We start from the raw sequence: 17,323 nt of genomic DNA, 5'->3' as shown, positions 1-17,323 counted from the left end.
GCAATTCGCATGGCTAGATCTCCTGTGCGGCGGAGACACCGCCGGTGTGCGGGACGGCGTCGTGTAGGTCGGTCGGTACCAAGTATCCATCGCCATTCCGGGTTTCATGCCACGTCCACCCCTGTGGGGCTGTGCCAGACGCGTTTCTTGGATGTGGAGGCCACCCGTCTCCAAGATCCTCTCGTGCGCCGTCCCGAAATCCGCGCATGTTTGCGTCGCGGTCTGACGAAAATCCGGAGAACGGGACTGGTTCCCCTCCAAGGTCTGGATGGTTGAACGGTGCAAGGTTAGGGTTCCCCTGATCATCGTACTGGACGTGGTCTCTTCCTCGTTCTCGGGCCTGACGCCCAGCGGAGGTGTCTTCGGGTAGGTGGTAGCGGCGAGTTGTAGGGTCCCAGTTCATATCAAACACGGAGGGTGAGCGGGCTCTTCGACCGTTTATCGTGGGGAGTCCATCTGTGTAGGCGCGGTGAGCCGCCCGCCGGTCAGATTGTTCTTGAGTCGAGAGGTCGTCAAATGCCCGTCCTTGCCGATCACGAGTGTCTGCGTGGCGCTCGCGTTCCGTTGGTCTTCGGGGTCTCGCAGGGGTCGGCTCTGGTGACGGTTGCGTTGCATCCCCATCTGCGTTGGTGGCCTGCTCGGCGTCTGCACCTTCCTCGGAGGCACCGTCCTCACCGCGCCGGCGCGGGCAGTTCTGGGTCAGCCCGCGGAGGTCGACGTCGCGCAGCGGGTTGCTGTCGCAGCAGTAGCCGTAGAGGTTGAGCCCACCGGCGACGCCAACGGGGTCGCTCTCGAGGTAGCGGCCGAGCTCGGGCGAGTAGTACCGAAAGCGGTTGTAGTGCAGGCCGGTGGCAGCGTCGTGATAGTGCCCAGGAAAGCGCAGGGGCTGGTGGAAGTCCGCGCCGACGTGCACTTCGCACTCGCCGTAGGGGTGGATGGTGGCCTCCCACACCACCTCGCCGCCGTCGTCCTCCACGCGCTCGGGGCAGCCGCGGTGATCGGTGAAGACATAGTAGCGCTCGCCGTCCTGAGGGCGCTCGCTGGCTTCTTCGCGTGACGCGTAGTCCACCCACATGAAGGGCACCAGCGCTTCGACGTCGGCGTACACGTACACGCGCAGCGCGCCGTCCGGGCCCTCTTCGGCGGCGAGCCGGTCCCGGTCCCACCAGAAGCGGGAGCGGGCGCAGGCGCGCTCGCCTGTAGCGTCGGGAGCGCCGTAGACGCGTGTCTCGGTGCGCCTGCCGAGGGGGTCGTAGTCCGCCTCCCAGACGGTCTCGGGCGCTCCGTAGCGGTGCAGCTCCAGGCCGTAGGCCGGGTGCCCGGGTGGGTACGTCTCGCCCGCTTCAGCCGCCGCAAACGTGATGCGTCGCAGGCGGTCGAGCGCGTCGTGTTCGTAGCCGAGCTTGCCCCACGCGCCGTGCCGCGCACGCACGTGGTCACGCGTGTCGTAGTCAAAGCGGTCGCCGTTCGCGCGGTAGAGCCGGTTGCCACGGTCCACCTGCACCAGCCCGTCGTCCCGCCCGCCCACATGCGCGTCGGCCAGGCCCGGCTTCTTGCGCAGGTTGCCGGCGGCATCGTGAGCGTACTCGCCCTGTCGCCCGTCGGCGTCGGTGACGCTGGTCAGCCGGTGGGCGGCGTCGTAGGTGTAGCGCGATGTCCCCCGCAGCGAGTCTTCGCGCGCCAGCAGGTCGCCCTCGCCCGACCGCCAGAACTTGCGCGTCCACGGCCGCTTGCTCCCCGAGTCCCAGTAGCTCGTCTTGCCCCAGCAGCGTCCGCGCCCGTCGTGCTGCGATACCTCGGTGGTCCCGCTCGCCAGCTCCCGCCGCACAATCCCCGCGCCCAGCCGCTGCACGCGGTGCACGCGGTCCGTCGGGTCCACCACCAGCAGCGTGTCCGCCTGCGGCCGCAGGTAGCGCACGCGCACCCCGAGCGTCTCTACCTCGAGCGCCTCGCGCCCCAGGAAGCGCGTGCGCACGCCTTCGTCGGCGCGCAGGTCCGCCGTGCGCAGTCCCCCGTAGGTGTGCGCAAACGTGCACGCGGCCTGCGCGTTGGTGGCGCTGGTCTTGCGCCCATGCGCGTCCCGCTCGAACACCTCGCACGTGCCGTCGTGGCCTTCGCGCTTCATCAGCACGCTGCCCGGGCCGCGCTTGTAGCGCACCAGCGCGCTGCCCTCTGGGCCCTGCTTCTCGATCAGCCGTCCTATGGGGTCGTAGACGTAGCGCTCACGCATCCGCCCATGCCGATGCACCTCGGCCAGACGGTGCTGCGCGTCATAGGTGTACGCGCTCTCCGTGCCCCCGGGGTCCACCACCCGCGTCAGCCGGTCCCACGGGGTGTGCTCCAGCTGCGTCACTCCGCCGAGTGGGTCCACCTCCTCGACGTGCTGTGTCCACTCCCGGTAGACGTACTGCCAAGTGCCCCCGTCGAAGTCCGTGAAGCGCTCGGTGTTGCCGGTGCCGTCGTAGCGATACGTCCGCCGCACCTCCTGCCCCGACATCGACTTCTCGACGCGCACGAGCGTGTCGAAGTCGTCCCGCACCTCCCGCTCCACACCGGTGTGCTCGGCGCCCACCAGCGCCTGCCGTGCCTCGAGCGGAAGCTGAGGCGGCAGCGACGTAGCCCACGGCACCTCGAAGCCTGGCGCTTCGAGTCCACCATGTTCCCACCCCAACGCAGTCTCGGCCATTCGGTGCGCGAGGGCCGGCGCCACGCGGTGCGGCTCCGCGTCCAGCGGGCGCAGGTACCCGTAGCCATCTCGCTTGCCGTAGGCACGCCCTGCGCCGTCTCGGGCGTAGGGCCAGACCTGCCCAGAGGCGTCCACTTCGGCGACGACGTGCCCATCATCCGCGAGGACGAACGTGTGAATGCCACCGTCCGGCGCCTCGATCTCCCGCAGCGTCCCTTCGGGCTCGTAGCGGTACATCCACTGTGCGTCCGTCGACTCGTGGGTGACCGTGGTCTCCCGCGCCTCTGGACGGTACGCGAGCGTGATCCCGACTTCCCCGTGCTCGCCTCGCGCCCTGACACAGCGCCCCGCGTCGTCGTACACGTACTCGAACGCGACTCCGCGTCGGTTCACCTTCCGGACCACGCGACCCGCATCGTCGTAGTCGTAGCGGAAGGCCTTCCCGTAGGCGTCCCGCCCCCCGAGCAGGAACCCATGGCGGTCGTACTCGTACTCCACGCACGTGACCTGCCCCTCCGGACGCAGCCACACGATGGCCCGCAGCAGCCCCTCCCGCGTGTACTCCACCCGCAGCGTGCGGTGTGCGTAGTCCACGACGCCCACCAGTCGTTCCTGCCCGTCGTAGTCGAAGTGCGCTTCGTGCAGCCCGTCGACCATGCGGACGAGCTTGGCCTCGCGGCGCTTGCGCCCGAACGCCCGTCGTAGCTCGTAGATGGGCTCGCCAACCTTGCGGACCTGGTACAGGTCCTCGCCCACGCGCTCCAGCACGTGGCCCTGCCGAGCATCCCGCGCACCAACCTGCGAAAGCACGTGGAACTCGACGGTCGGGCCGTCGGGTCGCTCGTAGCGCACGCCGTCGAGGTCGAAGCGCAGGCAGCGGTCGAAGGCGTGGCGGTGCCCCCATCCGTTCTGGCGCTGTTCGAGCACCCACGCCGTGCTGAGGTGGCGCACCCACGCGAACGGTACAGGGCCTCGGAGACGGAACTCCGTGGCCTCGTCGCGCATCTCGCCGGTGATGACGTCGACCGGGTCGCCGACCCAGCTTGGTCCCAACGACGCGCAGCCTGGCTTGTTGGAAGGCGCAGACATCAGCAGGTGTCGCAGTGCCCGTGAGTGGTGGCGTCTTCCCCGTGTCCTGCTCGACGACGCACGCGCCCCCGAGCCGCGCGAGCGAGGCGCCGCGCCGCCTTGAACAGGTCCTTGGCCATGTCCAGCGAGTTGGGGATGGGTACCCCGCCGATCAGGACGTTCGCCTGCAGCGGGACCATCATGCCGATGCCAGGGCCGACGCCCGGGTCCTTGCCGCACATCAGCATCAACGCGAGCGCCGCCACGTCCAGCGCCGCTTGGGCTGCGCTGGTCGCCGCCCCCAGCGCCTGCCCTGCCGCGGCCGCGCCGGCAGCCTCCGCCGCGGCGGCGTCTCCGGCGGCCGACGCAGCTGCCTCGGCGTCGCTCGACGCGGACGAGTCCATCGCGGAGGTCGCGGCCCCCAGCACGCCGAGCGCGGCGCCTGCGACGGCCATGCCGATCATGAACGCGCCCCCGCCCATCGGGTTGCAGTGCAGCGTGAGGTCCATCGCGCGACCCGCCCGGGCGCCTCCGATGAACACGTTGCTGGAGCCCGTCCCGATCTCGAACACCGGCGCGAGCGAGACGCACGTGAGCGCCACGCCCATGTCCCCGGCCCGGATGGCGGGCATGCCGCCGATCAGCACGGACGCGCAGGAGGCCAGCTGCGCGACGCCGAGGCTGGGCAGGGGCACCATGGGCGCAGGTGGGATCAGGCTGGGCGGGTGCAGGTGCCCGTGCATGCTGCCCACGTGCATGGCGCCCAGCGTCAGCGCAGGCAGCGCCACGCCGTTGCCGAACACCGCGTTGGCGGCCATCGCGATGCCGGTGTCCATGAGGTCGAAGGGGGCGCCCACCAACCCCAGCACCCCGCCCAACACGGACTGCGCCACGCCGAGCGCCCCGTGCTCGGGGTTGGGCGGCGTCACCACGGCCGCCGTGCTCGTGTTCAGGCTGGCCACCAGCATGTTGATGTTGGCGTCGGCCTGCGTCGTCGGGCGCGCGACCTCGGGGACCGTCAGCGCGCGTGGTCCTGAACCAGACCCTGGTCGACATCCTCGTCGTGGGTGGTCCTCTCCAGTTCGTCCACCACGCGACGCTCGTCCTCGAGCATGTGCCGAGCGCGTTCAGTTCAACCAGGCTCGTGCCAGCTGCGGAGGCTGCGACGGACCTGGCCGCACGACCTCGAGAGGGGGCGGTCTACGGTTGATCCGTCGCGGTCCACACCGCTCGCCGGATCAGGAACCCCTTGATTCTTCCTGTGCACGCATCTGGGCTGTTGGAGCGGGGGAGGTCGCAGTCCGCTTCGGTTGTCAACGCTGCTGCGGGATCGCATGCCATGCGCTCGCTGGAGCGTGAAGTCCGCTAGCTGGTGGGCCCTCGACCTGGGTCGAACTTCACCTCTTGGAGGGTCGCACCGTCGAAGCACGCACCATCTATGCACGCGCCGCGGAAGTCGCAGTCGACGAGGGTCGCGTCCACAAAGGTGACGTCCTTGAACGATGCCCCCCCGAAGCGCCCGCCGGTGAGCTCGGCCTTGGTGAAGTCGGCGCCCGTGAAGTCGGCGCGCTCGACGTGGGGGTAGGTGTCAGCCAGGGACCAGCGCCAACGTGCACCAGCGAGCTGTGCTGCGGTCCACGAGGAGCCGCGTAGGTCGCAGCTGACGAGTTCTAGACCGGCGGCTTCGACCTCGTCGAACTTGGACTCGGCGAACGAGGTGTCGAACGCCCACGCGAAGTCGAGCACGGCCCAGCGAAAGTCGCTCGCCGGGAAGCCACACTCGCAGAACTGGCTCTCGGTCAGGTCCGAGCCGCGGAAGTCGACCCCGCTGCCACCCGAGTAGCGGAGGTTGAGGCGCGGCAGCGCTGACATCGGCAGCTGCGCGTCCGCGAAAGAGAGCTCCTCCACGGGATTGTCCGCGCCCACTGCAGGGTTCAGCAGCGCGACCGCAGCCGGGTCCGGAACCAAGGAGGCGTCAGACATGCGGGGCCGGCTTTCGGTAGTCCACCATCTTGAAGGCGGGGCCCTTCTTCACGTCGACTGCGAGTGTTCCATCTGCCCGTGTTCGTGCCTTGAACGTCGTAACCACTGGCGAGCGCCGGAGGTGTGTCATCGCGGGGTGGTAAACCGCGAGAAGCTCCTGCTGGGTCGCTTCCCAGGGCCGCTCATGCAGGTCGATGCGGATGCCGCCCCAGGGAAGCTCCGTCACGATCGCCGGCGTTTCAAGCAAGAACTCACGTCCAAACTGCGCGATGTAGTTTGGCCCGAAGTACGTGCGCGTGGAGAGCGCAATGATGCCTCCTTGAAAGAAGCCGCCAGCGCAGCCCCGCATGAGTCTCAGCGCGGCTGAGTCAGGGTCGGTGTATTCCTCGACCGTCGTGGGAAACGGAACCGGGTCCCAGGGGAGCGCGGCCACATCGCCGAAGTCAGGGGTGAGGATGTTGGCCAGCGCGTCTCCAAGAGCCCAGTGTTCGGTCATGCGGCCGAGAGGGACCGAGGCGGGCTCCAGGACGAGGATAGATGTAGGTCCTGAAGTGTTGAAGTATCCATCCCACTTGGGGGCGCGGTTCCGTTTGAAGTAGAGAGAGTAGGCGCCAGCTCGCATCCTCGCAACAGCGTCGTCCAACACGTAGGGCACGCCGCCGCGCTCCGTCGCGGACCACTTCGTCGGCTCCCACCCTGCGTCGGCTAGGCACTGGAGCAGCGTAGTGAGGGTGTTGGGGTCTCGGAGGACGGGTGGCCCCTGAAGGATGATTTGCGCAATGGTCATGAGTGCGTTGGGTTGAGTCGGAAGTGAAAGATGGTGAGCGTCATTCGGGTGCAGGGACCCACTGGCGGGAGGCGGCGTTCCACTCAACGCGGCTGGCGCCGGTGCCGTGCGTGACGGGTTGCCAACCAAGCGGTCGTCCTTCCCGACCATCGCTCCATGAGTGGGTCACCGTCGGGATCGGATCGCCGCCACCTGGCGGCGGAGCAGTCTCCACGTAGTGCACGTTGGTGCCGCCGCTTGCCAGCGGGCCAGTCGGGCGGGGTCGAGGTGGGGTCCCACCTAGGTCGGGATGGTCGCTGGTGAGCGTGACGTGATGCTCGCCCCCCAATCCGCGCTGAGCGTCCATCTGAGGCGTGTTCGATACGGCCTGCGGGTTGTTTGGGTTGTCGGTGCGGGAGTGCTTGTGGTCATGGATGATCGGTGTCCCATCGGGGCGGCGTCCGAGACCGTCGGGACGGGTGCCGCCTGTGCGGTCGGTTGTACCGGAGTTGTTGTCGCCGATCTCCGCACCCAAGTGCCGCCCCAGCGCCTCGCGACCATCTCGCTCGGGTCCACGAGAGCCGTCACGGTTGGCTTGTGCGCGGGTGGCGTCAGCTTGCCATGCGGCTGGGTCACGGTGCGGCATTCCTCGATTGTCACGCGATGTGCAGTTGCGGTCATAGCGCGCCTGTCGGGCGCCGGCTGCGTCGCCAGCGGTTTGCGCAGCGATAATGCGACGGCGGAAGTGCCGTCGCTGCTCTGGCGTGAGGTGGTCGTCCGACCCGAGCGCTTCATCATCCGTCCGACGAGGCGCACTCGCATCGCCGCCCGCCTGTGGTGGGTCCGTGCCCTCGGCCGCGGCGCCTTCCTCAGGCGGGGTCTGCTGCGGGCAGTTCCCAGGACAGGGCTTGTTGAGCCCGCGCAGATCCACGTCACGCAGCGGGTTCCCATCGGCGCAGTAGCCGTACAGGTTGAGCCCGCCCTGGATGCCGACCGGGTCGCTCTCGAGGTACCGACCGAGCTCCGGCGAGTAGTATCGGAACCGGTTGCAGTGCAGGCCCGTGGTCGCGTCGTGGTAGTGCCCGGGGAAGCGCAGCGGCTGGTGGAAGTCCGCGCCGACGTGCACTTCGCACTCGCCGTACGGATGCACGGTGGCTTCCCACACGACCTCGCCATCGTCGTCCTCCACGCGCTCGGGGCAGCCCCGGTGGTCGGTGAAGTAGTAGTAGCGCTCGCCATCCTCTGGGCGCTCGGTGGCTTCTTCGCGCGACGCGTAGTCCACCGCCATGAACGGCACCAGCGCGCGCTCGTCGATGTACACATACACACGCAGTGACCCCGCCGGACCCTCCTCCGCTGCGAGCCTGTCCCCGTACCACCAGAACCGGCTGCGCTCGCACACCCGCGCGCCGTCCGCGTCGCGTCCATAGGCGCGCACCTCGGTGCGCCGGCCGAGCGCGTCGTAGTCCGCTTCCCACACCGTCTCAGGCGCGCCGTAGCGGTGTATCTCCAGCCCGTACGCAGGGTGTCCCGGCGGGTAGGCCTCGCCCGCTTCGGCCGCCGCGAACGAGATGCGCCGCAAGCGGTCGAGCGCGTCGTGCTCGTAGACCAGCTTGCCCCACGTTCCCGACCGAGACTGGACGTGGTCCCGCTCGTCGTACTCGAACCGGTCGCCGTTCGCGCGGTACAGCCGGTTGCCGCGGTCCAGCTGCACCAGCCCGTCGTCGCGCCCGCCCACGTGCGCGTCGCGCAGGCCCGGCTTTGCGCGCAGGTTGCCGGCCGCGTCGTGCGTGTACGCCTCTTGCCGTCCGTCCGCGTGCGTGACCGTCGCGAGCCGGTGCGCGGCGTCGTACGCGTAGCGCGTGGTCCCGCGCAGCGAATCCTCCCGCGCTCGGAGGTCCCCTTCACCCGAGCGCCAGAAGCGGCGCGTCCACGGGCGCTCCACGCGGTCCGCCCCACCGCGGAAGCGCGTCTTGCTCAGGCAGTGCCCGCGCCCGTCGTGCTGCGAGACCTCCGTCACGCCGCTCGCCAGGTCCCGCTGCACGATGCCCGCGCCCAGCCGCTGCACGCGGTGCACCCGGTCCGTCGGGTCCACCACCAGCACGGTGTCGCCGCTCGGGTAGTGGTACTGCACCCCCACGCCCAGCGTCTGGATGCCCAGCACGCGCTCGCCCGCGAAGCGCACACGCACGCCCTCGTCGTCGCGCAGGTCCGCCTTGCGACGACCCGCCGCCGTGTGCTCGAAGCGGCACTCGCCCGCGGCGTTCGCGGCGAGCGTCTTGTACCCCCGCGCGTCGTGCTCGAACGTCTCTTGCTGCCCGTCGCACGTCGCGCGCTTCTGCAGCAACGCGCCCGGGCCGTGCGTGTACTGCACCAGCGGCGTGCCGTCCTCACGCAGCTTCGCGCTCAGCCGGTCCACCGCGTCGTACGTGTAGCGCTCGCGCACCTTGTCGTGCCGCGACACCGTCACCAGCCGCCGCTTCAGGTCGTACTCGTAGCGGCTCTCGGTGCCGCCGGGGTCCACCACCGCCAAGAGGTCGTTCCAGCCGCTGCGCTCGAAGCGCGTCACCCCGCCCAGCGGGTCGTGCGCCTCGACACACGCCGTCCACTCCCGGAACACGTACTCCCACGTGCCCCCGTCGAAGTCCGTGTAGCGCTCGAGGTTCCCGGTGCCGTCGTAGCGGTACGTGCGCCGCAGCACCTCGCCCCCCATCGACTTCTCCACGCGCACCAGCGTGTCGAACGCGTCGCGATCTTCCCGCTCGACCCCCGCCACCTCCGCACCCGCCAGCGCGGCCCGCGCCGCGGCCGGCACCTGCGGCGGCAACGAGCCCGACCACGGCACGTCGAAGCCCAACGGCACCAGCCGGCCGTGCTCCCACTCGAGCGCCACCTCGGGGCCTTCGTACTCGAGCGCCGCAGCCACTTCGTGCGGAGCCGCGTCCAGCGGGCGCACGTGCCCCGTGGGGTCGCGCTTGCCGAGCACCGCACCCGCCGCGTCGCGCACGTACGGGTACACCTGTCCGGTCGCGTCCACTTCCGCGACCGGCTGCCCGCGCTCGTCGAGCTGGAACGACCGGATGCCGCCGTACGGGTCTTCAATCTCCAGCAGCGTCCCCGTGGGCTCGTACCGGTACCACCACTGCGCGCCGTTCTCTTCGTGCGTCACCAGCGTGCACTGCTTCGTGGGCAGGTACGTCAGCAGCAGCGCCACCTCGCCGTGCTCGCCGCGCGCCCGCGTGCAACGCCCGGCGCCGTCGTACGCGTACTCGAAGGCGTGCCCGCGCCGGTTGACCTTGCGGGTCATGTAGCCGGCGTCGTCGTAGCTGAACGCAAACGCCTTGCCGTAAGCGTCCTTGCCGCCCAGCAAGAACCCGTAGCGGTCGTACTCGTACACCAGCAGCTGCCGCTGTCCCTCGGGCGTCAGCCACACCACAGAGCGCAGCAGCCCCTCGCGGTCCCACGCCACGCGCAGCGTGCGCTCCGCGTAGTCCACGACGCCCACCAGCCGCTCCCTCGAGCAGGGTCAGACTCCTGGTCGCAGCTGCCTGCGTGTACGCGCCGCCAGCGTCCCGCGCTTTAGCCCAGTTCGCTCGCCCTATTCAGTTCTCAATGCGCGCCTGCTCGCAGCGCACAAACCGTCTTGCCGGCCGTCCGCGTGCGTCACAGCGCTCAGCCGGTGCGCGGCGTCGTAGCGCGTGGTCCCACGCGGCGACTCCTCCCGCGCCCGGAGGTCGCGAAGGTTGCGCCGTCAGCTCGTCGGCGAGCACGAGGGCGTCGTTGCGCGCCTGTGTGTCTTGGCGCCTTCGTTCGTCGATTTCGCGCTCGCGAAGGTGGGCGCGGTTGCCATCGCGCCGGTTGTCACCGGGGTAGTCGTTGCGGGCGAGACGCGTGTGCGGACCGAGTTCGCACTTGAGTGACCGAGAGTGTGGTGATGGTGACTAGCGGTTCCGCTCACGGGAACCACGGGAACTGCTCGGCGCCCAGCATTGTTCACGTCGTCAGGCTCCACCGCCCCGTGTCGACGAGCATCACGTTGGTGGTGTTCATGCCTCCATGCACCCGCCCAAGTAGGTCTGCACCCACGGCGGCGCGCCGCGGAGGGCCGCTAGGCGCTGTCCCCACGGCTCGGCGGAGGTCGCGTGCACCAGTGCGAGTGCGGCAGCGCGCCACGAGTCGTCTTCAACCTCCGCGACGGGCTCATCGCCTGCGTCCTCGAGGGCCGCATCCACATGTCTGGCAACTTCGGCTGCTCCCAACAACCCTCGCGCAACGGCATCGCGGCAAGCCTCAGCACTGGCGTGACGACGAACGGCGTCGAGGGCGGCCAACACGCTCGCGCAGATGCCTCCGAGAATCTCGTCACCATCTGAGTAGTGCGCCTCGGCGTATTCATCGAGCGTCCCGTAGCAATCCTCCACGTCTGGGAGAGCGCCACCGTCAACCCACAGCCAGGCCTTTGTAACGGCCTCTCGGAGTACGTCGGGGTCTCCGCTTCCGGCGGCGTCATAGACAGGCAACAGCCGTTCCGCGGATGCGCACATCAACGCCGCTAGGGCTCTGTCCGATAGGCCGGCAAGGGCCTGTTGAAACTCGTGGATGCTATCCATCGCGCTGTTACTCCTTGAGGCTCCGCCGCCGCACTGGTGTCTTGCACTGCTTCAGTGCATCTCACCATCCTGGCAGCGTCGCGGGGTCATCCAGATCGACTGTGGGTGAAGGCAGTGGTCCCTGCGCCAATGCAGCAAGCGTGGAGGCACGCCATCGGGTCTCTTCGGCAACGGCGCTCTCGTGCAGCGCGATACCCTCGTCGGCGAGCGTGGCGTCGACCTCCTCACCCACGAGTGTCGACAGGCGCGCGCATCGCGCTGCACACGTTGCAGAGTAGTCGGCGTCGTTCTGCGCTATCGATCGAAGGATATTTGTGCCCGAGTGTGGGCGCCCACGTAGTTTCGTGATCCACCGTCAGGTTCATCCCGCAGTGCGTCCCCGTGGAAGTGCGTGAGATGTTGGCCGTGACCGGGAGGGGGCCGGTCAGAAAGTCGCGGTCTCCGGTGGGTGGGCGGGAGACTGGGGGCCACGAAAGGGATGAGCCCGCGCGACTGGTCCTCGCGCGGGCTCGTGTCGGATGCAACAGCCTTGGGAAGTACCCGACGCCGGATACGTAGCAGGTCGCGCTTGGGAGCACGCAGTTTTGGTGGAGTGCCCCCTGCACCCAGGGGCGGGCTGCAACGTGGTCGGGCACGGGAGCTATGGGCGGGTGAGCCCTCCGGGTATGCGGGTCCCGCGCTTTCTCTGCGCGACGCGCGGAGGCACGATCAGCCTTCTGCCAAGCTTCCTGGCCTGCCGCGTGACCGGGACCCTCGACGACATCGAGGAGGCTGCTGCGGTGGCCGAGGGGGCTCGCACTTGGGAGGAGGCCGTCGAGGAGCTCCGCCCTGGCGACGCCGAAGACGCGGTCACGCTGCCCGCGGCGCTCCGCTGGCTCGTGCGTGTAACCGCTGCATGGACCCGCTCTTCACGAGATGCGGAGCGAGCCCCACGCTCGGGGGATGAAGAGACTCCAGGGTGAATGGCCCGATCACGTGCGTGCGTGGCGAGCGAGCGGAGACACGGCGCGTGCGTACTGCGCGGCGCACGGCCTGAACGTGAACAGGCTCTGGTCGTGGTCGGCGCGGATGCAGGACGAGAAGAAGGCGGCGCGAAAGATCGCGAAGTCAGGCGCGGAGATTCGGATGGCTCTGGTGCGTCCGACGCGGCCGACGGTGACGGCCACGTCCGTGACGCGCGGCACCGGGGTGCGGCTGTCGGTTGGGGCGGTGCGCGTGGAGGTGGAGCGCGGGTTTGACGAGGAGACGCTGTCGCGCGTGCTCGCGGTGCTCGAGCGCCCGGAGGTGGTGCGATGATCCCGGCCGATATCGAGGTGTTCGTCGCGCTCGACCCGGTGAGCCTGCACAAGAGCTTCGACACCCTTGCAGGCGAGGTGCAGGAACGCGTCGGCCGCTCGCCGCGCACCGGTGGACTCTTCATCTTCTTCAACCGTCGGCGCACCGCCCTCAAGGCGATTTTCGCGGACGGCACGGGCCTTTGCATCTTCTACAAGCGCCTCGACCGTGGACGCTTCCAGCTCCCCGAGCCCATCGACGAAGGACGCGTGGTGGAGCTGAGCGAGGACCAGCTGGACGTGCTGCTAGACGGCATAGAGCTGCCTCCTCCGCGCGCGCGTGCGAAGCGCAACACCACTCCGTCGGTGCATTGATCCGATAGCGTGCGCGTGCGTGAAGAATCTCGGATCTGGCTATGGACAAGCGGGATCCTAGATCCTATGAGTCGACCCAGCGATGGCGACGAAGGCAGACCTCGAGTCGTTGACCGGAGAGCGCGGCGAGCTCGTGGACAAGCTCGTGGCCGCGCTCGCGGAGCGCAACGCCGAACTCGCCGCACGCGACGCGGCACTTGCTGCGCGCGAGGCCAAGCTCGATGCCGCGGCGGTGCAGATCGCCAAGCAGGCCGCGCAGTATGAGGCGCTGCGCGAGGCGTACATGCAGCTGCAGCTGGAGCTGAAGCTACTCAAGCGCAAGATCTTCATCGCGTCCGCGGAGCGTGCAGACACCACGCAGCTGCAGCTCGAGTTCGAGACGCTGACGCAGAAGCTGGACGCGCTCGCGGGCGTCATGGGCAACCCGTCCGAGAGCGACGGTGACCCGAGCGACGAGAGCGGTGACAGCAACGACCCGGAGGCGAAGAAGAAGCGCCGGTCGAAGTCGACCGGGCGTCGCCGGGTAGAGGAGATGGGGCTGCGCAAGGAGACTGTGTCGCTGACGGATCCTCACATGGAGAAGCTCGTTGAGGCCGGGCTGGCCCGTCGCCTGCCGGAGCCAGAGGTCAGCCACAAGCTTGGGCGCAAGCCTGCCGAGTACATCCACGTTGAGATCCTCCGTACGACCTACGCCACGTCCCCTGACGAGAACGGGCGCACCGAGATGTTCACGGCGGACATGCCGCCCGAGCTGCTGCCGCGCTGCCTCGCGGCGCCGTCGATGCTGGCGGAGGTCATCACCGACAAGTTCAGCAAAGGCCTCCCGCTCTACCGGCAGGAGCAAGAGCTGCTCTTCGAGAGCGTCTCGATCGACCGGGGCACGATGTGCCGCTGGCTCGACCAGCTCGGCTCGCGCTTCAACGAGACCATCGTCGCCGCCATGGAGCGGGACGCGATGGAGAGCGCCTTCTGCATCGCCACGGACGCCACGGGCTTCGCGGTGCAGCCGGGCAAGCTCGACGACGGCCCACGGCGGCCCTGTCGCAAGGGCCACTACTTCGTGCGCATCGCGGACCGCGACCACATCCTGTTCAACTTCACGGAGCGCCAGCGCAGCGAAGACGTCGTCACGCTGTTCAAAGGCTACGGCGGTCACATCCAGGCCGACGCGTGTAGCGTGTACAACGCGCTCTTTCGCCCGGCGGATCCCGACGCGCCCGACGACGAGTTGCCCACCGAGGTGGGGTGTTGGTCGCATGCGCGGAGAAAGTTCTTCGAAGCCGCGTTCGCAAAGCTGGCGATAGGGCGCGAGGGGCTTGTGTACCTGCACAAGATCTTCGAGGTCGAGCGGCGTTGCCGTGCCGGCAAGCCTCCCCCGTCCACAGTCAAGGCGCGGCGCCTGCAGCACCTCGCGCCCTTGATCGACGAGTTCGTCGACTTCGCGAAGCAGCACTACGAGCGCGAGAAGAAGCGCCGCGGCCCCGCCCGCGCTGCGCTGGGGTACGTCGTCCGTCAGGAGGGTCCTCTCCGTGCAGTGCTCGCTGACGGACGGCTGCGCATCGACAACAACTGGAGCGAACGCGAGCTGCGGAAGGTGGTCCGCATCCGCGACGCAGCCCTGTTCGCCGGGAGCACCAAGCACGCCGAGAACGCCGGGGCGCACCTCACGCTCATCGCCTCCGCCAAGCTCCACCACCTGAACCCCCGCGAGTACATCCGTGACCTGATCCGCGTCCTCCCCTGCTGGCCCGAGGACCGCTACCTCGAGCTCGCGCCGCTCTTCTGGAACCAGACGCGCGCCCGACTGGATCCCGCCGAGCTCGCGGCCGAGGTCGGATGGATCACCGTGCCCGACCCGATTCCGCTGCGCCGCCCGGGCGAAGAGTCGCCCGCGGAGGACCGCGCCTGAGCGCGTCGAGCTGGTCGCCGGAAGCATGAGCCCAGTGTGAGGCGGTCCTCCACGCTCGACGAGAGCGGGTTTATGCAGCGGTTACTCGTGCGTCGCGTGGCGTGGGTGCGTCGGGTGCTCACGACGCTGAGCACGCTCCTGCCGGTGCTGCATGGCACGGCGCCGACCGTCGCGGCGATGCGGGCGCGACTGGGGACCACGTCCGCGCTGAGGACGTTGCGCGAGATGGCCATCGATCACGTGCAGGCGCTGCCCGCCCCAGTCGGTTTCGCCTCACAGGGGAGGAGGTGAGAGACGCGGCGTTCTGACTCCCACACGACCCGTGGGCATCGGCCCGACGAGTAACTCGGCACCTTCGTGCGCGCCCCCGGATGGACCGGTGCGGCACACGACAGGACTGACTCATGACGACCCCAAGTACCTTTCAGAGCACCGTTCACGAGGAGCTGCGACAGCGCGTCGCCGTGTTCCGCTACGGCGTGATCGCCGAGATCGTGCAGCAGCCGGCCGGCACGCCGGGCCTGCACGCGATGATGGTCGAGAAGGCCCAGCGCGAATACGAGATCCCCGGCTCCAGGCGTCAGCGCATCGCCACGGAGACCATCCGTGGCTGGGTGCGCGACTACCGACGTGGTGGCTTCGACGCGCTCAAGCCGCGTCCGCGCGCCGACATCGGCAGCTCGCGCTCCATCCCCGCGACCGTGGTGGACCTCCTCTGCGAGACCAAGGAAGACCGGCCGGAGCTCTCGATCCCGATGCTCATCAAGACGGTGCGTGAGGAGTATCCCGAGCAGGTCTCTCCGGACTTGCCGCTACCACCGTCGACCGTGCACCGCGTCCTCGCGCGCCGCGGCCTGATGCAGAAGCCGACTGACGAGCCCACGGCCAAGGACCGTCGACGCTTCGCCTTCCGCGAAGCGGGCGACCTCTTCATGTGCGACGTCATGCACGGCCCGCGCGTGACGCACGACGGCCGCAAGCAGAAGGCGTACCTCATCGCATTCATCGACGACGCCACGCGCGTGATCCCGCACGCCGAGTTCAAGCTCTCCGAGGGTGTCGCCGCGTTCTTGCCGGTCTTCGAGCAGGCCATCCTCAGGCGCGGCTTGCCCAAGCGCCTCTACGTCGACAACGGCTCCGCCTTCCGCTCGCACCAACTGCAGGTGGCGTGCGCGAAGCTGGGTATCGTCCTGATCCACGCGCGCCCCTACTCCCCCCAGGGCAAGGGCAAGATGGAGCGCTGGTTCCGCACCGTCCGGCTCCAGTTCCTGCCCATGCTCCAGCCCGACGACCTGCGCTCCCTCGAGACGCTCAATCGACGTCTCGCGGGCTGGGTCGAGGGTGAGTACCACCGCGCGCCGCATCGCGGCCTCGGTGGGGACACGCCGCTCACGCGTTGGTCCGCCACCGCACAGGGGGTGCGCGTGGCGCCACCGAACGCGGCCGAGTGCTTCCGCATCGACGTGAAGCGCAAGGTCGCGCGCGACCGCACGGTGACGCTCGATGGAGTGGCCTACGAGGTCGACGCAGCCCTCATCGGTCAGAGCGTCACGCTTCGCTTCGACGCCTCCCGCAAGCCCAAAGAGCGTCCCGTCGAGGTGCTCTACCAGGGCAAGCACGTCCAGCACGTGCGCCCGCTCGACACCCTCGCCAACTGCTTCGTGAAGCGCCACAACTCGCACGGCGAGACCATCGTGCAGGGGCCGGCCCCCGAGCCGGTGCCCGTCGGAATCTCACTGCGAGACCTCGAGGACGACGACGACGCGAGGCTCTTCTGATGTACTGCCGACACTTCGCCATGACGCGCCTCCCCTTCGACAAGAGGCTCATGCAAGACGAGCTCTTCGAGTCCGAGGCGCTCTCCGAGGTGAGCGTGCGCATCAAGCACCTGCTCGACATGCGTGGCATCGGCCTCGTCACAGGGGAGAGCGGCTCGGGGAAGACCACCTCCTGCAGGTCGATCGTGTCCACGCTGAACACCGGGCTCTACCGCGTGGTCTACGTGACCCTCACCACTGGCAACGTGATGGACCTCTACAAGACCATCGCGTGGGAGCTCGGGCTGACCGCCGAACGCAACCGCGCCGGTCTCTTCCGCAGCATCCGTGACGAGGTGTCGCGCCTCTGCCACGAGAACCGGCTGCGGCCGGTGCTGATCGTCGACGAGGCGCACCACCTCCGCACCGACGTCCTCGAGGACCTGCGCTTGCTCACCAACTACGCCATGGACTCCGACAACCGCCTCTGCATCCAGCTCGTGGGCCACCCCGAGCTGCGTAGACGCCTGAACATGGCCGCCCTCGATGCACTCGCACAACGCATCGTCGTGCGCGCCCACATGCGTGGCCTCTCTCGTGCCGAGACCACCGCCTACTTCGAGCACCATCTGCGCCTCGCCGGCTGCAACCACCCCGTCTTCGAGGCCCCGGCCATCGAGGCCATCTACCAGGCCACCAGCGGGCTCCCCAGGCGCACCAACCTCCTCGCCCACCACGCACTCCTCGCAGCCGCCGTCGCCAAGGCCAGCAACGTCACCACCGAACACGTGCACGCCGCCCTCGACGAACTCGCGTAGCACCGCAACCAACACGCCGAGAGGCCGGCACGGTCACCCGACCGAGCCGGCCTCTCGCATTCCGTCCACCTGGCGGA

Annotated in this window: 13 protein-coding genes and 1 pseudogene; 7 read left to right on the top strand and 7 right to left on the bottom strand. The window is 68.9% G+C overall.

Going from position 1 to position 17,323, the window contains the following annotated elements; translation table 11 throughout:
* Positions 1 to 13: 13 nt before the first annotated feature.
* The 7 genes and pseudogenes from H6726_29870 to H6726_29840 form a co-directional block, all read right to left on the bottom strand.
* Positions 14 to 3,775, bottom strand: coding sequence for an HNH endonuclease (locus H6726_29870; protein ID MCB9661885.1), 3,762 nt, complete (start codon positions 3,773 to 3,775; stop codon positions 14 to 16).
* Positions 3,775 to 4,512 (bottom strand): PAAR domain-containing protein, encoded by a 738-nt coding sequence (locus tag H6726_29865; protein ID MCB9661884.1) that lies wholly within the window; start codon positions 4,510 to 4,512, stop codon positions 3,775 to 3,777. The genes H6726_29870 and H6726_29865 overlap by 1 nt, the downstream gene beginning before the upstream one ends.
* Positions 4,513 to 5,119: 607 nt before the next feature.
* Positions 5,120 to 5,737 (bottom strand): pentapeptide repeat-containing protein, encoded by a 618-nt coding sequence (locus H6726_29860; protein MCB9661883.1) that lies wholly within the window; start codon positions 5,735 to 5,737, stop codon positions 5,120 to 5,122.
* Positions 5,730 to 6,524: a hypothetical protein gene (locus tag H6726_29855; GenBank protein MCB9661882.1), complete on the bottom strand. Its 795-nt coding sequence runs from the start codon at positions 6,522 to 6,524 to the stop codon at positions 5,730 to 5,732. The genes H6726_29860 and H6726_29855 overlap by 8 nt, the downstream gene beginning before the upstream one ends.
* Before the next feature lie 40 nt (positions 6,525 to 6,564).
* Positions 6,565 to 10,008, bottom strand: a complete 3,444-nt coding sequence (locus H6726_29850) for an RHS domain-containing protein (protein MCB9661881.1) — start codon at positions 10,006 to 10,008, stop codon at positions 6,565 to 6,567.
* Between the two features lie 93 nt (positions 10,009 to 10,101).
* Positions 10,102 to 10,218 (bottom strand): annotated as a pseudogene (locus H6726_29845) (hypothetical protein).
* A gap of 331 nt (positions 10,219 to 10,549) precedes the next feature.
* Positions 10,550 to 11,113: a hypothetical protein gene (locus H6726_29840; GenBank protein MCB9661880.1), complete on the bottom strand. Its 564-nt coding sequence runs from the start codon at positions 11,111 to 11,113 to the stop codon at positions 10,550 to 10,552.
* Between the two features lie 740 nt (positions 11,114 to 11,853).
* Between H6726_29840 and H6726_29835 the strand changes: the two genes are divergently transcribed.
* From H6726_29835 to H6726_29805, 7 genes are all read left to right on the top strand, one after another.
* Positions 11,854 to 12,075 (top strand): hypothetical protein, encoded by a 222-nt coding sequence (locus H6726_29835; GenBank protein ID MCB9661879.1) that lies wholly within the window; start codon positions 11,854 to 11,856, stop codon positions 12,073 to 12,075.
* Positions 12,056 to 12,409, top strand: coding sequence for a hypothetical protein (locus H6726_29830; protein ID MCB9661878.1), 354 nt, complete (start codon positions 12,056 to 12,058; stop codon positions 12,407 to 12,409). The genes H6726_29835 and H6726_29830 overlap by 20 nt, the downstream gene beginning before the upstream one ends.
* Positions 12,406 to 12,762, top strand: a complete 357-nt coding sequence (gene tnpB, locus H6726_29825; protein MCB9661877.1) for an IS66 family insertion sequence element accessory protein TnpB — start codon at positions 12,406 to 12,408, stop codon at positions 12,760 to 12,762. The genes H6726_29830 and tnpB overlap by 4 nt, the downstream gene beginning before the upstream one ends.
* Before the next feature lie 82 nt (positions 12,763 to 12,844).
* Positions 12,845 to 14,671, top strand: a complete 1,827-nt coding sequence (locus H6726_29820; GenBank protein MCB9661876.1) for an IS66 family transposase — start codon at positions 12,845 to 12,847, stop codon at positions 14,669 to 14,671.
* Between the two features lie 72 nt (positions 14,672 to 14,743).
* Positions 14,744 to 14,962, top strand: coding sequence for a hypothetical protein (locus tag H6726_29815; GenBank protein MCB9661875.1), 219 nt, complete (start codon positions 14,744 to 14,746; stop codon positions 14,960 to 14,962).
* A 113-nt stretch (positions 14,963 to 15,075) separates the two neighbouring features.
* Complete coding sequence (locus tag H6726_29810; GenBank protein ID MCB9661874.1) at positions 15,076 to 16,449, top strand: DDE-type integrase/transposase/recombinase; 1,374 nt, start codon at positions 15,076 to 15,078, stop codon at positions 16,447 to 16,449.
* Entirely contained in the window at positions 16,449 to 17,246 is a 798-nt protein-coding gene (locus H6726_29805; GenBank protein ID MCB9661873.1) for an ExeA family protein, read from the top strand. The genes H6726_29810 and H6726_29805 overlap by 1 nt, the downstream gene beginning before the upstream one ends.
* Positions 17,247 to 17,323 lie beyond the last annotated feature (77 nt).

It is taken from the genome of Sandaracinaceae bacterium (assembly GCA_020633055.1).
In the GTDB taxonomy this organism is placed as follows: domain Bacteria; phylum Myxococcota_A; class Polyangia; order Polyangiales; family Houyiibacteriaceae; genus JADJJE01.
Note: the sequence above shows the minus strand (reverse complement) of the source record. Positions and strands in the feature narration are given on the sequence as shown.